This is a genomic window from Novosphingobium hassiacum (genome assembly GCF_014196055.1).
In the GTDB taxonomy this organism is placed as follows: domain Bacteria; phylum Pseudomonadota; class Alphaproteobacteria; order Sphingomonadales; family Sphingomonadaceae; genus Novosphingobium; species Novosphingobium hassiacum.
In genome coordinates this window covers 42,512-56,924 of the sequence record NZ_JACICY010000012.1, presented here as the reverse complement: position 1 = coordinate 56,924, position 14,413 = coordinate 42,512, and the positions used below count along the sequence as shown (strand labels likewise).

At 60.3% G+C, this 14,413-nt stretch carries 14 protein-coding genes and 1 pseudogene; 11 read left to right on the top strand and 4 right to left on the bottom strand.

Features of this window, described 5'->3' with window-relative positions:
* Positions 1-903, bottom strand: a complete 903-nt coding sequence (locus GGQ88_RS17860) for a LysR substrate-binding domain-containing protein (RefSeq protein WP_183614829.1) — start codon at positions 901-903, stop codon at positions 1-3.
* A 149-nt stretch (positions 904-1,052) separates the two neighbouring features.
* Here GGQ88_RS17860 and GGQ88_RS17855 point away from each other — a divergent pair, with 149 nt between their 5' ends.
* The 11 genes from GGQ88_RS17855 to ligK all read left to right on the top strand — a co-directional run bounded on the left by GGQ88_RS17855 (position 1,053) and on the right by ligK (position 10,344).
* Positions 1,053-1,346: a hypothetical protein gene (locus GGQ88_RS17855; protein ID WP_183614828.1), complete on the top strand. Its 294-nt coding sequence runs from the start codon at positions 1,053-1,055 to the stop codon at positions 1,344-1,346.
* Positions 1,346-2,176 (top strand): DODA-type extradiol aromatic ring-opening family dioxygenase, encoded by an 831-nt coding sequence (locus GGQ88_RS17850; protein WP_183614827.1) that lies wholly within the window; start codon positions 1,346-1,348, stop codon positions 2,174-2,176. Before GGQ88_RS17855 ends, GGQ88_RS17850 begins: the two co-directional genes overlap by 1 nt.
* A complete protein-coding gene (locus tag GGQ88_RS17845; RefSeq protein WP_183614826.1) occupies positions 2,131-2,964 on the top strand; it encodes an SDR family NAD(P)-dependent oxidoreductase in 834 nt (277 codons plus the stop codon). Before GGQ88_RS17850 ends, GGQ88_RS17845 begins: the two co-directional genes overlap by 46 nt.
* 13 nt (positions 2,965-2,977) lie before the next feature.
* Complete coding sequence (locus GGQ88_RS17840) at positions 2,978-4,153, top strand: aromatic ring-hydroxylating oxygenase subunit alpha (RefSeq protein WP_183614825.1); 1,176 nt, start codon at positions 2,978-2,980, stop codon at positions 4,151-4,153.
* Positions 4,150-4,626, top strand: a complete 477-nt coding sequence (locus GGQ88_RS17835; protein WP_183614824.1) for an aromatic-ring-hydroxylating dioxygenase subunit beta — start codon at positions 4,150-4,152, stop codon at positions 4,624-4,626. The genes GGQ88_RS17840 and GGQ88_RS17835 overlap by 4 nt, the downstream gene beginning before the upstream one ends.
* Positions 4,627-4,653: 27 nt before the next feature.
* Positions 4,654-6,090 (top strand): NAD-dependent succinate-semialdehyde dehydrogenase, encoded by a 1,437-nt coding sequence (locus GGQ88_RS17830; protein ID WP_183614823.1) that lies wholly within the window; start codon positions 4,654-4,656, stop codon positions 6,088-6,090.
* A 41-nt stretch (positions 6,091-6,131) separates the two neighbouring features.
* Entirely contained in the window at positions 6,132-6,455 is a 324-nt protein-coding gene (locus GGQ88_RS17825; protein ID WP_183614822.1) for a 2Fe-2S iron-sulfur cluster-binding protein, read from the top strand.
* An 85-nt stretch (positions 6,456-6,540) separates the two neighbouring features.
* Positions 6,541-7,605 (top strand): gentisate 1,2-dioxygenase, encoded by a 1,065-nt coding sequence (gene gtdA, locus GGQ88_RS17820; protein WP_183614821.1) that lies wholly within the window; start codon positions 6,541-6,543, stop codon positions 7,603-7,605.
* Positions 7,598-8,281 (top strand): fumarylacetoacetate hydrolase family protein, encoded by a 684-nt coding sequence (locus tag GGQ88_RS17815; protein WP_183614820.1) that lies wholly within the window; start codon positions 7,598-7,600, stop codon positions 8,279-8,281. The genes gtdA and GGQ88_RS17815 overlap by 8 nt, the downstream gene beginning before the upstream one ends.
* Positions 8,282-8,377: 96 nt before the next feature.
* Complete coding sequence (locus GGQ88_RS17810) at positions 8,378-9,607, top strand: NAD(P)/FAD-dependent oxidoreductase (RefSeq protein ID WP_183614819.1); 1,230 nt, start codon at positions 8,378-8,380, stop codon at positions 9,605-9,607.
* Between the two features lie 62 nt (positions 9,608-9,669).
* Complete coding sequence (gene ligK / locus GGQ88_RS17805) at positions 9,670-10,344, top strand: 4-carboxy-4-hydroxy-2-oxoadipate aldolase/oxaloacetate decarboxylase (protein ID WP_183614818.1); 675 nt, start codon at positions 9,670-9,672, stop codon at positions 10,342-10,344.
* A 166-nt stretch (positions 10,345-10,510) separates the two neighbouring features.
* On the opposite strand, the pseudogene GGQ88_RS17800 reads toward ligK, so the two are convergent.
* The 3 genes and pseudogenes from GGQ88_RS17800 to mobF all read right to left on the bottom strand — a co-directional run.
* Positions 10,511-10,627 (bottom strand): annotated as a pseudogene (locus tag GGQ88_RS17800) (transposase domain-containing protein); the annotation flags it as partial.
* Positions 10,628-11,000: 373 nt separating this feature from the next.
* A complete protein-coding gene (locus GGQ88_RS21580) occupies positions 11,001-11,123 on the bottom strand; it encodes a hypothetical protein (RefSeq protein WP_281372521.1) in 123 nt (40 codons plus the stop codon).
* A 240-nt stretch (positions 11,124-11,363) separates the two neighbouring features.
* A complete protein-coding gene (mobF, locus tag GGQ88_RS17795) occupies positions 11,364-14,411 on the bottom strand; it encodes a MobF family relaxase (protein WP_183614817.1) in 3,048 nt (1,015 codons plus the stop codon).
* Positions 14,412-14,413 lie beyond the last annotated feature (2 nt).

Genomic DNA, 14,413 nt, shown 5'->3' with positions numbered 1-14,413 from the left:
CTAGCAAATCTCATCGCGCGCTAGGAGTATCTGCTCGCGAAACCATCGGTGGCCTGCCTCGGAGTCCGCTTGATGCGACCAATACAGGCTCATCTTTACTCGTTCGGCCGCAAACGGCAGCGAAACGATCTTTATAGGTGATGTTGTCATCACTGATTCGGCCATTCGCCGGTGCAAGATCGTCACATATGTCGAACGACAGATGAGATAGGGAAGAAGCATGAACTCCGTCACGGACAAGACTCGCCGCGGAAGGATTTGACTGCGCGACATTTGGCCATCCGCAAAGGATTGGAAATCCGCCATTTCGCGCCCAAAGCCCGCGTAGGGAAGCGACAGAAACTGATCCAAGGTCATTCCTTCGGTGACATTGTCGTTGCTGGCGGCGGCAACCAGTACCAGCTCGTCCTCGAACAGTGGGCACATATGAAGATCGCTGTCGACCTGTCCTAGTGGAAGGATCGCGACGTCGAGTTCGCCAGATCTCAGTTTCTTCCCGACGTCACGGTCAACCCAGTCGGTATGGACGATCAGACCGGTCGAATCCTCGATCGCGCGCATGATCCCGGGCAACAGCAAGGCCGAGATATGGTCCGCCGTCCCGATCTTAAAGCTTCGCACCGAGGTCTTGGGGTCGAAGGTTCGATTATCGAGGAGGCGTTCGATCGCCTCAAGCGCCGCCTCTAGAGGACCTGCAATCGCCTTAGCCCGGTGCGTCAATGAAAGCGTCCTACCCGACTGGATGAGCAAATCATCGCCGAGCTGGTCGCGGAGCCGCAACAGGGCATGGCTGGTCGCGGATTGACTGAGGCCGATCTCTTTTCCTGCGCGCGTCACGTTGCGGTGCCGAAGCAACGCGTCGAGCACGGGTAACATGTTCAGATTAAAACGACGCATGCTCATTTGGGCAACCTCTCCAGCAATCGGTCGGGCATGATCTACATCGATAGCACTCATGCAAACAAGCGATTAGTCACATGCAAGGACGGCACATAGAAACAGGGCGAGCGAATCGGGGGCTTGAACCTGAACGCGGCGTGGGAGAGGCGGGAATGTCGACGAATGCGATGGAGGTCGTCCTCTTCCGTCTCGCTAATCAGCCGGAGGATGTCGCTCGTTTTCGGGCAGATCCAGACACCTATCTCGCCGAACACAAGCTCGACAGCAGCGAAGTTGGTGCCCTGCGCGCGATGGACATCGAAGGGATGGCGGCCATTCCGGTGAATTGGATGCTGATGATGGGCGCGTACCAAGCGCTTCACGGTCGCCCGAAGCAGCCGGAATATCTCCAGCGGATTCGATCGCACGCGACGCGGCGGCCGGTCAGTCGGAAGGAAGAAGTCTGATGGCGCAGATCGTTGCCGGCTTCACGATACCGCACATCCCGCTGCTCGCCGCGAAACCTGAGGCACCGCCGGCGGACGTACGCCAAAAAATCTGGAACGCCTTTGATCACGTTATCGATCGATTGAAGCAGCTCCAGGTCGATACGATCATCACGATCGGCGACGATCATTGCTGGATGTTTTCGCCCGAATGTGTGCCGCAGTGTTTGATCGCCATTGGCGATGTATCGGGTCCTCGGGAAAAATGGTTGGGGATCGAGCACGTCGACCTTCCGGTCCACGAAGATCTCGCGATGCATATTCTGCGTGCCGGACAGTCGATGGGGATGCCGTGGGCTTTCTCCAAGCACATGCTGGCTGACCACGCGACGGTCATCCCATATCATTTCTGCTACCGGCACCTGCAGGACGCCAAGATCATTCCGGTATATTTGAACGAAACAATCGATCCGGTGATTTCTAGCGCGTTGGCCTGTCGCGTCGGAGCAGCACTTGCTGACGCCGTGTCTACGTGGCCTGGGACCGAACGGGTAGCGATCGTCGGGACGGGAGGCATCTCACACTGGGTTGGCATGGCCGACATGGGGGAGACCAACGAGGAGTTTGATCGGCGCATCCTTTCTTTGGTCGCAAGCGGTGACATCGACGGACTAGTCAAAATTAGCGACGAGGATATCGTCCGAGAGGGCGGCAATGGCGCTCTCGAGGTGAAGAGCTGGATTTGCGCCATGGCAGCGCTCGGTAGCGCGCGTGGGCGCCTGATTGCCTATGAGCCGGTCGCGGAATGGATTACCGGAATCGGATTCATGGAACTGGAACGCGCGGCGTGACGCACTCCCGGGACAGCGAATTTTCGGGTCGTGTTGCTTTCGTCACAGCTGCTGCGGCGGGCATCGGTCGCGAGATCGCGTCCGGGTGGGCGAAAAGAGGGGGCAACGTCTTCGCCACCGACATCGATGCTGACGGGCTGTCGAAACTTGTCGAAGAGGTCGGCGCGGACAGGATCATCGCACACGTCCTTAATGTCCGGGATCGTTTTGCTGTTGCAGAGACGGTTTCTGCGGCCGCAGCTGCTTGGGGCGGGATCGATGCCCTTTTCAATGTCGCGGGGACAAACCTTCCTCAGAACGTGGAAGAAATCGAAGACGAGGACTGGCATCGCATCCTCGAGACGAATCTGAGTTCGGTTTACAGATGTTGTAAGCAGGCAATACCCCACCTTCGTGCGCGCGGAGGCGGCGCGATCGTTAACATCGCATCGATCGCCGGTATCATGGCCGAGAACCGCTGCAGCGCCTATTCGGCGAGCAAGGGAGGGGTTGTTCTGCTGACCCGGAATATGGCGATGGATTTCGCGCGAGATAACATTCGTGTAAATGCCGTTTGTCCAGGCTCGACCCGCACGCCGAGAACCGAAGGATACTGGCAATCCTCGCCGACAGGCGACAGCGAACTTGCGGCTTCGGCACCGATGCGCCGTTCGGCGCACGCGAAAGAGGTCGCCGCTCCCGCGCTATTCCTGGCATCCGACGAGGCTTCTTACGTCACCGGATCCGTTCTTGTCGTCGATGGGGGCCTGACCACCGGATTTCACGTTCCCGCTTTTGAGAAAATGTAAGGACATGCAACACATGGCGTCAGTTTCTGCCACGGAGCGTCCTCTCATCTGGCCGCGCCAGATCAATGAGGTGCCGAAGGAGATTTTCCATCGCGAAGATGTCTATAAGCTGGAGCTTAAGCGAATTTTTCGAGGAGCGGAGTGGCATCCGCTCGCGCATCGCTCTGAGATTCCGAATGCTGGCGACTACAAAACGAGTTACATCGGTGAGTCCCCAGTCATCGTCGTCCATGGCAACGATGGGAACATCCGGGTATTCGATAACAGCTGTACGCATCGGGGAACTCAACTCGCAACGTGCTTCCGCGGCCAGGCCGCCAAGTTTGAGTGCCCGTATCACAGGTGGAACTTCGCGCTCGACGGCGAGCTACTAGGTAGCCCCGGCAAAGTCGATTTTCCGGATGGCTTCAAACCTGAAGAATACGGGCTCCATCAGCTGCGATCGGACATGTCGAACGGACTGGTATTTGCGACATACAGCCAAGATGTCGCGGACCTGAAAATTTATCTTGGCGCTGCCGTCGATGGTATGGCAGCGGTCCTTGGCGAAGATGAGCCTTTAATGTTGCTGGGCTACCAGAAGGTCTCCTTTGCGGCGAACTGGAAGGAGTATGGAGATAACGAGGGGTATCACGCACCCCTTTTGCATTCCGCGTTCACGTTGCTGCGGTGGAAAGGCGGTGCCGGTTCGCAGATCATGACCCCTGGAGCGCACAAGGTTATTCGGAACCCGCTGACGGTTCCCCCGCCCGGTTATCTCGACGATCATTCACTCATCGAGACCAAGGACGAGAGCTGTGTTCCGGAGTCGGTGATCGTCGCCCTGTTCCCGGTCAGTATCGTGCTGAAGCATCTCGACGTCCTCACTATCCGCTACGCCTTTCCTAAGGGTGCCGACCGCACCGAGGTGCACTACGCCTATTTCGCCCGGCAGAGCGACGATCCGGCGCTGGTTAAGCACCGGGTCAGGCAATCGGCTAACCTGCTTGGACCGAGCGGGATGATTAGCTTGGAAGACGGCGCTGTGTTCAATCGCCTCCACGTCGGGTCTAAAACGCCGGGCAATGTCGCTTTTCAAAAAGGCGTCGTCGACGCAGAAACGATGCCCGACTCGTTCAAGCACAACGACGAAGCCGGCAATATGGTGCGATGGCAACATTATCGTGAAGTGATGGGGTTCGCACAGTGACGGATCTGGAGATTGGCGCGCAGGTCGACGCACTTCAGGCTGCCTACGCGTACGCGCTCGACGGCAGGAACATGCAGGCATGGCTTGACTGCTTTGGACAGGAAGCGGGCTATGTGCTGACCTCTCGGGAGAATGACGACGCCGGCCTGCCGGTCGGCATGATCATGGACGACAATCACGCGCGATTGCGGGACCGAGTCAAGTTTGTCACCGACATCTGGACAGGAACGTTCGAGGACTATCCGACGCGGCATTTCATCCAGCGTCTCCATATGGACTGGCTCGCCGACGGGGTGTTGGCGGTCCACAGCAACTTTCTGGTCAGCTACGTGTCGACAACTGGAAAATTGGAGTTGCTGGCGTCCGGCTTTTACCGAGACGAGATCGTGATCGCGCCCAAATGCACTTTCCGCTCGAAGCGTGCGATCCTCGATGGCGAGGTTGCACCAAGATATCTGGTGTATCCGATTTGATCACGAGCGGCAAAGGCTGTTGAACCCATGAATTTCACATACCCAGATCTGCGTCTACTGATCGCTGGCGAATGGATCGGCTCCAAGGGGCGCGATAGACAGCCGGTTTACAACCCCGCCACGCAGGCCGTGCTGGGCGAGCTGCCGCATGCCACCCGGCATGATCTTGATCGTTCGTTGGAGGCCAGCGGCGAGGGGTTCGCACTCTGGCGCCGAACCTCTCCGCGGGAGCGAGCGCGGATCCTCAAGCGCGCAGCCGATTTCGTCCGCGAGCGGCAGGACTACATCTCGTGGTTGTGCACAGTGGAAGAAGGAAAGCCCTTAGCCGAGGCGAGGATCGAAATCGCCATGGCGGCGGACACGATCGAATGGTATGCTGAAGAGGGCCGCCGAGCCTACGGACGGATTATCCCCACACCATTGCCAGAGGGGCAACTCCGTGTGACGTTGGAGCCGGTCGGCCCGGTCGCCGCGTTCTGCCCCTGGAACTTCCCGGCAACGAACCCGGCGCGAAAGATCGGTGCCGCTCTGGCGGCGGGATGTTCATGCATCGTGAAGCCACCAGAGGAGGCACCGGGAACCGCACTTGCCATTGCCGAAGCCTTTGTTGATGCGGGGCTTCCAGCTGGAGTGCTCTCGGTGGTTTTCGGCGAACCCGCGGACATCTCCGCGCACCTGCTTTCCTCGCCTGTCATCCGCAAACTGTCGTTCACCGGCTCGGTTCCTGTGGGCAAGCACCTTGTGCGACTGTGTTCAGAGCGAATGATCCGAACGACCATGGAGCTCGGCGGCCATGCGCCGGTGATCGTTTGCGACGACGCAGACATCAACCAAACGCTCGATCTGAGTGTCGCGTCAAAATTTCGTAATGCCGGCCAGGTTTGCGTGTCGCCAACCCGCTTCTACGTGCAGGAGGCGATTTACGATCGGTTCGTGGAAGGTTTCGCTGAACGCGCTAAGAACCTACCGGTCGGCGACGGCCTCGATCCCCGAACCCGTATGGGCCCGCTGGCACATCCGCGCAGAATCGAGGCGATGGAAGGGCTAATCGCAGACGCGGTACAGTCTGGCGCGCGCGTCGTGGCGGGCGGCGCGCGGATCGGCAACCAGGGTTGGTTCTGGGCGCCGACAGTCCTTGCCGATGTTCCGGATAGCGCGCGGATCATGAGCGAGGAGCCCTTCGGCCCGGTCGCTGTTCTCAATCGTGTCTCGACGATGGAGGAAGCGCTAGAGAAGGCTAACGGCCTGCCGTTCGGCCTGGCCGCCTACGGCTTCAGCAACGACGTGCGTCGGGCAGCGGCTCTATCCGACGGACTGCAAGCGGGGATGGTCGGGATCAACAACTTCGCGATTTCGCTCGTCGAGGCACCCTTCGGCGGGATCAAGGAGAGCGGACACGGATCGGAAAACGGTGTTGAAGGGCTTGCCGCCTGCCTGGTTACTAAATTCGTCAACCAAAGCTGACGGATGGAGCCGGGCACCGAGATTACGCGAAGGATTAGCTGATGGTCACGATTACCTTTTTCCAGCCAGATGGGTCGAGTGTGCTTGCCGCCGGAAACGAAGGCGAGACAGTGATGGAAGTGGCGCGTGCGCACGGCGTCGAAGGGATCGAGGGAGAGTGTGGCGGAGCGATGGCGTGCGGGACCTGCCATGTCTACGTCGACGAAGCCTTCCGGGATGCTTTTCCCGCGATCGGACACATCGAGGACGCGGTTCTCGATTCCACCGAAACGCTGCGCACTGAGCAAAGCCGACTGAGTTGCCAGCTGCCCGTCACGGCGCAGGCGGATGGCGCACGGATGACAGTGCCAGGCGCGACGGCTTGACCCAACGAAATCGATAGTCTGGCCGGGAATCCCCCATCGGAGTCGCCACGTCGGCTCCAAATTGAGTGTATGATTGGAGATGGTGATGAGCGATGACGGAATTGTCGAGACGGTGAATAGGGCGGCTGAAGCGGGACGAATGGACTTCTACCGCCGCGCCCGGCAGCAGAGCCTGGCTCCGCTATGGCGAGTCCTTCATGGCCTGGTGACGGAAATCCCGAAACCCACGGCCCTTCCTGCGCACTACGTCTACAAGGACATTCGCCCATACCTTATGGAGGCTTGCGAGCTTATCGGCACCGAGGAGGCCGAGCGTCGCGTCATGGTTCTCGAAAATCCCGGTCTAGCCGGGCAGTCGAAGATCACTCCGAGCTTGTTCTGCGGTCTCCAGATCATTCTGCCCGGCGAAATTGCGCCAGCGCACCGCCACGTCGCGTCGGCTCTGCGCTTTATCGTGGAGGGGAAGGATGCCTATTCCGCGATCGCGGGCGAAAAGACCATGATGGAGGTCGGCGACTTTGTAATCACACCGAGCATGACCTGGCACGACCATGGCAATGAATCGGACAATCCGATGGTCTGGATCGATGGCCTCGACATGCACATGGTCAACCTTTTCAGCGCGAGTTTCCGCGAGAATTATCCCGGGAAAACGCATCCGACTATGAAGCCGGAAGGTGGCACGATGGCAGAGGTTGGGATGAACATGTTGCCCGATGGCTATAGCCGTACATCGCAAACCTCGCCGATTTTTAACTACCCCTACCGCAGGTCGCGCGAGGCGCTCAGCCAGATGTCGCGGTTCCGCGATCCCGACATCTGCCATGGCTATCGGATGAACTACATCAATCCCATTACCGGCGGATCAGCCATGCCCACCATTTCAACGGCAATTCGGCTTTTGCCAAAAGACTTTACCAGCGAAACATACCGGTCGACCGCAGGGACAGTGTTTAATGTGGTCGAAGGCCGAGGACTGGCACATATCAACGACGCTACGTTCGCATATTCGCCAAAAGACATTTTTGTAGTTCCAAGTTGGGCGTCACTTCGGCTCGAAGCGACAGAAGAGTCCGTGCTCTTCTCCTACTCTGATCAAGTGGCGCAGGAGAAACTCGACTTCTTCCGGGAGATGCGCGGCAATGCCTGATTTCGTCTTTTCACCGCCGCCGGTAATTGCCGTGCCCGTAGTTGGCACCGACGCCCTGTTTCCAGTGCGCCGGATCTATTGTGTCGGGAGAAACTATCTCGAGCACATCCGGGAAATGGGCGGCGAGGAGCGCGACCCTCCGTTTTTCTTTCAGAAACCGACCGATGCGATCGTCCGGTCTGGCGGCGACGTGCCTTATCCTCCGATTACCGAGGATTTTCAGCACGAAATCGAGTTAGTATTGGCTATCGGCACGGGTGGCGCGAACATCGTCGCGGCCGAGGCCGCGCGTCATGTTTTTGGTCTGGCAGTCGGCATCGATCTCACGCGGCGCGACGTCCAGATCAACGCTCGTAAGACGGGGCGACCCTGGGAGATCGGAAAGTCCTTCGATCATTCCGCGCCCATCGGCGCAATCAAGCCTTTGGACAACGCCCTCCCGACTGCGGGTGATATCAGGTTAATGGTCAATGGCGAAATGAAGCAGTCTGGCAATATCGACCAATTGATCTGGAATTGCGAGGAGATTGTGTCACAACTCTCCACACAATATACGTTGCAGGCTGGCGACCTGATTTACACCGGAACTCCGGCGGGGGTGGCAGCGCTCAACGCAGGCGACCAAGTCATCGGCCAGATTGATTCCCTCCCAGATGTACAAATTAAAATAACTTAGAATAATCCGAAACGACCATGGCGTGCCTCCAATATTTGTTCAAAGAAACAGTGGGAGATCCGCTAGGTAGTTTGCAGAGCTGCTGGAGCTGAACCCTTGACGGTTTTACATTACGACGTTCTGATTGTCGGGAGCGGGCACGGCGGCGCGCAGGCGGCTATAATGTTGCGGCAATCCAAGTTCGCCGGCTCTATCGGCGTTATAAGCGACGAGTCCGCGCCGCCCTATGAGCGGCCTCCGCTGTCGAAGGAATATATAGCCGGTGAGAAGTCGGTTAGACAAATGCTCATTCGACCGGAAGCGTTTTGGGAGGAGCGTGAGATTGCGCTGTTGCTCGGCCGCAGTGTGGTATCGGTCGACCCGGACTCAAAGACGATCACGACGTCGGATAGCACGACGATTCGCTATGGTGATCTGATTTGGTCGACCGGTGGCAGTCCACGGCGCCTGACCTGTGCTGGCCACGATATGGTCGGCGTACATACCGTTCGCACCTTGGCTGATGCCGACAAGATAATCGCGGAGCTACCTTCGACAAAGCGCGCAGTCGTCATTGGTGGTGGATATATCGGCCTAGAGGCGGCGGCCGCGCTCGCGGGGTTGAACAAGCAGGTGACCTTGATCGAAGCGCTGGACCGGGTGCTCGCACGGGTCGCAGGTGAGGACCTATCGCGCTTTGTCGAGGCCGAGCACCGCGCCAAAGGCGTCGACGTGCGGCTTGGTGCTACTGTCGAATGCATCGAAGGGAATGAGCGCGTTACAGGTGTCCGATTGGTTGGTGGCGAGGTGGTGGCGGCGGACATGGTTATTGTCGGCATCGGCATCGTCCCGGCGGTCGAGCCGCTCCTGGCGGCTGGCGCAGAGGGCGGCAATGGCGTCGCCGTCGATTGTCATTGTCGCACCAGCCTGCCCAATATTTATGCCATCGGCGACTGCGCGCTTCACGCCAATGGCTACGCTGACGACTTGCCTATTCGAATTGAGTCGGTGCAAAACGCTCACGATCAGGCGGCTGTCGTCGCTAAAATGTTGTCCGGCCAAGACGCCACTTATGACTCTTTACCTTGGTTCTGGTCTGACCAGTATGATTTGAAGCTGCAAACCGTCGGCCTGTCGACGGGGCACGACTCGGCAATTATGCGGGGAGAACCTGCAGATCGTAGCTTTTCGGTTGTCTACTTGCGCGACGGTACTGTTATCGCGCTCGACTGCGTCAACATGGTCAAAGACTATATCCAAGGTCGCAAGCTGATTGTCGAGCGCACTCGAGTCTCCTTAAGCCGTCTGGGCGACGCAAGCATACCGCTCAAGGATATACTCATGTGACGAACTGCCGCCGACTTCGAAAATTGCGCACGCGTCTTTTTAATAGATAATGGGAGATCAATATGGCCGGCAAGGTGATCCGTGGTATCGAACGAGCGCCAGCCGACGTCATTGACGGCCTCCGCGCCTCGGGCGTCGCCACAGTCCATGAAGCGCAGGGACGCATTGGCCTCCTCGCCAGCGCGCTGCGGCCGATTTTCCAAGGTGCGAGAATCGCAGGATCGGCAATAACCATTTCAGTACCGCCTGGCGACAATTGGATGCTTCATGTCGCGATCGAGCAGGTTCAGGATGGCGATATATTAGTATTGGCGCCAACCTCGCCCTGTGAAGACGGATATTTCGGTGACCTTCTTGCGACCTCGGCCTTGGCGCGCGGCTGCCGGGGACTCGTAATAGATGCCGGTGTGCGCGACGTGCGCGATCTGACGGAGATGGGATTTCCGGTTTGGTCCAAAGCCGTATTCGCTCAAGGCACAGTCAAAGCTACGCTTGGTGACGTCAACGTGCCGATCGTCTGCGCCGGTGCCGCCATAGATCCGGGTGACGTAATCGTAGCGGATGACGATGGCGTGTGCGTGGTCAAGCGCAGAGACGCCGCTAAAGTGCTATCTGCTGCGCAGAAGCGCGAAGCGAACGAGGGCGATAAGCGCCTGCGACTTGCCGCGGGAGCCTTGGGCTTGGACATCTACGACATGCGAAGCAAACTTGAGGCGATGGGTCTGAGTTACGAGTGAACGGAACCTTCCACATGGCAGCACCGATTTCTAAGACGGAGCGATATAGATTTTCCAATAATCTGAGATCGGGTCATTGAGCCCCACGATAGTTGGCTGGCAGGCCGAGAAGCTGTCTCTTTCGGGTTCAACGTAGCCATCCGGTGAAGGCCGCAGGGTAGTTTGATCAGGCGGCGATGGCGGTGCGCTGAGATTGCCAGTTCCATGGCAGCAGTTCGTCGAGCCGATTGATGGGATGGTCGGCGATGCGAGCGAGGATATTGTTCAGCCAGGCTTGCGGATCGCCCTGCCAATGCCGCCAAGCTTCACTATTACCACCGAACCACTAGGAAAGGCTATTCGATTTGCCCTCCAGATTGTTCGCAAGATCAGCGTCATCACACATGCCGTCCCATGGCTGATACTCCTGTTGTGGTGTGCGGCGCGGTCCGGTGGGAGGTGGTCACCCCTAGCTTGGCTTCGCGCTCGCGGCTCGAGCGTTTCGCGCAGCTGGGCGAGACCTTGCTGGACCTGCTCGGACATAACCTGGTGATCGGCGGTTCGCTGGGGTGTCGGCGCCGATGGGCTTGCTTCCGAGGCTAGGGCAGGGGTAGCCGCGGCGGCGAGCATGGCCCTGATCAGGCAGAGATATCGCTTCATCTTCCGTCTCCTGGAGTTCAGAAAAAGCCGGTCCGGCGACCGTAGGAGAGGTCGCGCAGGTCCAGATTGTTGCGTTCGGCCCAGTCCTGGGCGTCCTTCTCGCTCGCAAAATTGCCGATTTCAGTATGGTCATAGGACATCGTCGGTTTGCTCCGGGGCAGGGGGAGGGGGCGCGGCGTGCTCCGCCTTCGGCAATGGAACGAGCGCCGGGAACAGAGCCGCCAGTGCGGCAACGAGCGCGATCGCAGCCATCGCGGCAAGGGCGAGGTCCCGGTAAAGAGGCTCGCGCGTGATACAGGCGAGGGCGACAAGCCAGACGAGCACGGCATGGCAACCGTCGAACAGACGGTGCGATCTGGCGCGGGAGGTGGAACTGCAGGTCACAGGTCGAGCCCCAATGATTTTTCGGGCACCGGCAGTTGGCGAACAGCGAGCTCGGCAACGGGGCCAAGCACGGCATCAAGCTTGGCCTTCAGCTCCGGGCTCATCTTCAGTTCGGGAAGCTGGCGGGTCTCGATCGGATTGGCGGGTTTGGGGTCAACATCGAGCCTGCCGACCACCTCGAGCGCCGAAGTCTTGTTGCCAGGCGTACGGTCGAGCTGGAATTTGAGTGCCTCGAGATCATTGGTGACGACGCGCATGTCATCGGTTGCTCGGGTGTTGAGAACATTCTGGGTGCGCTGGGTGGCAAGGTTGCGCTGGGATGAGGAGATCACCTCGATCGCCTGCGCCTGGGTGATACCCTGCGCCATATGGGCGTTGAGCGCGTAGCCGAGATCGAGCCGGCGCAGCATCGGATCGCCCGAGGGCAGGGTTAGCTGCCGCTTGTCGGCAAGCTCGACCGTGACGGCTTCGGGCCGCGCCGCGATGACCCTGGCATAAGTCGATTTGGCGATGTCGCGCGCCCCATCCTTCTCGCGCCACAGGATCGTCTCGCCGTCGTGGAGCATGACGTCCTTGCGCTCGTGGAGCCCGAGCCGGTCGAACCGGTGGTTTGGATCGATCCGGTCAGGATCGATCGCCTTGCGCCTGCCATCACGTTCGAGCGTAACCTTGCCGTCCTTGCCGATGGCCACGACGTCATATTCGCCGCGCTTCAGTCCCAGTTCGCGCACCTCCATCCGCGCCTCGAGCACCTGGCCCGTCCGGTAGGTCGAGACGAACCGCATTTCTTCGCGGGTGGCGTTGACGCTCTGGAGGGTCGCAAGCGCCACTCCGTCACCCGTCAGCGTGCCGTCCTTGAGCAGGCCCTGCTGGACGAGGCCGTTGATCCGGGCGCGGTCGTCGCGCCCGGCGGTGAATATCGCGGTCCGCGCGCGCTCGGAGGGCGGAAGCGAAAGCCAGAGGTCGGCGGCCGCGGCGACATGGTCGGTCTTGTCCTCGATTACCCGGCCGTGCGCGGCGAGAAGGTCAAGCGCGAGCCCGGCATGGCCCTCGTTCGAGAGCCCCGCAACCGCGAGCAGCAGCGGCGAGCCCCTCTGGCGGATGTTCTCGTCCATCCTGACCGTCGCCTGACCCGAGGACTGCGAGACCGCGAACATCTTGCCCTGCTCGATCGCTGACAATTGCTGGCGGTCGCCCATGAACGGTGCCTTGGCGATGTCGAGCCGCTCGGCGATCATGGTGAGGCTCGCCATATCGCGCGAGGAGACCATCGAGGCTTCGTCGGTGATGATGACGGTGTCCCGAAGCGCGACTCGCGCCGCCTCGAACCGTTCGCCTTCGCCGCGCGCCGCAGGCCCGGCATAGCGGTTGACAAAGCTCGCGATGGTCCAGGCCTCGATCCCCGCCTCGCGCATCTGCTCGGCCGTCATTGCGGCTGCGCCGCCGCCGCCGCGCAGGTCGGCAACCATCTTGTTCTGGAACGCGAGCCCGACAAGTTTGACGCCCTCTGCGGACAGAACCTTGTCGAGCGCGCCGAGCAGAGTCGACTTGCCCGCACCCGCAACTCCCTGGATGTTGAGGAAGCGATCCTTGCCGGACAGCACCGCAACCCCTGCGGCAAGCTGCCCGGCGTTCAATTGCCACTGGTCGCTGCCCCCGCGTTCCTTGCCGAGTTCGCGGGCGGCCTCCTGCAGCCTTGTCATGGCAATGTCCGGCGCCATGAATGCGCGGCCCTGACCAACCCCGGCATCGATGCGGTCCAGGATCTGCTGCTCGCGCGCCAGCGCGGCAGGGGTGGTGACAAGGTCGTAGTGCCCGTCGGCGCGTTCGGATTTGGCAGGGATGAGATGACCATCCCGGACCAGTTCGCCAATCCGCGTGACCACCGCGCCGCCTTCGAGTCCCTTGATCTGGAACCCCAATGCCGCGCTCAGGATGGCGTGCGGTGAAAACGCCGCCTCGCGTTCCGACAGGTGGCGGATCGCCGAGGCAGCCGCGTGCTGGGCCTTGATCGTTGAGGCGCTGAGCAGGAACGCGGCCGGACCGCTCGCGGCAAGCTCGCTCGGCGGGCGCAGGACTGCTGCAATCCGGGTCGCCACTTCAGCGAAGGCCTCGCGCGCGGTTTCGCGAAGCGAGGGGCGGGCCTGTTCGAGTGCCCGTGCGCGCGCCTCGGCGACCAGCGCCTTGCCGTCGAACCCGAGCGTCTCGGCCTTGTCCTGCCACTCGCTGTTGAGCGCTTCCCGATCAGCCACCGCGAGCTTGGGATCGCGGGTGTTGACCGTGATCCGGTCAAGCCCCTTGGGGGCCGAGATGCCGGTCTCCTCGGCCTTGCTGAGGATATCCTCGCGGCGCTGGCTGAACGCCTTGAGGACTTCAGCAGGCACGCCCTTTATCTCGAATGAGCCGTGCTTGCCTGCGGCCTCGGTTTCATATCCGAGCTTCTGCAGCTGGGCGCGCAAGGCGGCGTGATAGAACTGGCCAATCGCGGTGTTGTTCTTCCAGATCTCGCCGTTCCACAGCGCCTTCCAGTTGCCCTTGAGGTCGCGGGTCAGGTTGGCGACGACGGCATGGATATGCCCTTGCGGATCAAGTGCGCGGCTCGTGTCGTGGGCGAACAGGGCATAGACCAGATTGCCGGTCTTCTCGGGCTCGCCGCTGCGGCTGCGCTCGTAGTTGCGCGCCTCGGCGAACTGCTTCTCGACGAGCTGCGACATAGTCGAGCGGACCGCCGCCATGTGCGCGTCCAAGATGCGGGTATCGCCCGAGACCAGCGCCAGGACCGACGCCGACTTGGGCATCGAAAAGGTAAGGTCGAGACCCAGCCTGCGCCCTTCGACCTGGCCGACCATCTCGCCGCCGGGCAAGCGCCCGTTCAACACTGCCTCGAAGGTATCTTTGTCGACCTGACCCGAAAGTCCAGCCAGGCGCGCACCTTCGCCGCCCCAGGCCCCGGCCTCCGCGTTCTCCTGAACCGTATAGTAGTTGTCCTGGGCAAAGTAGGCGGCAGCGCCTCCTGATGAGCGGACCGATGCGATCGAATGCATGG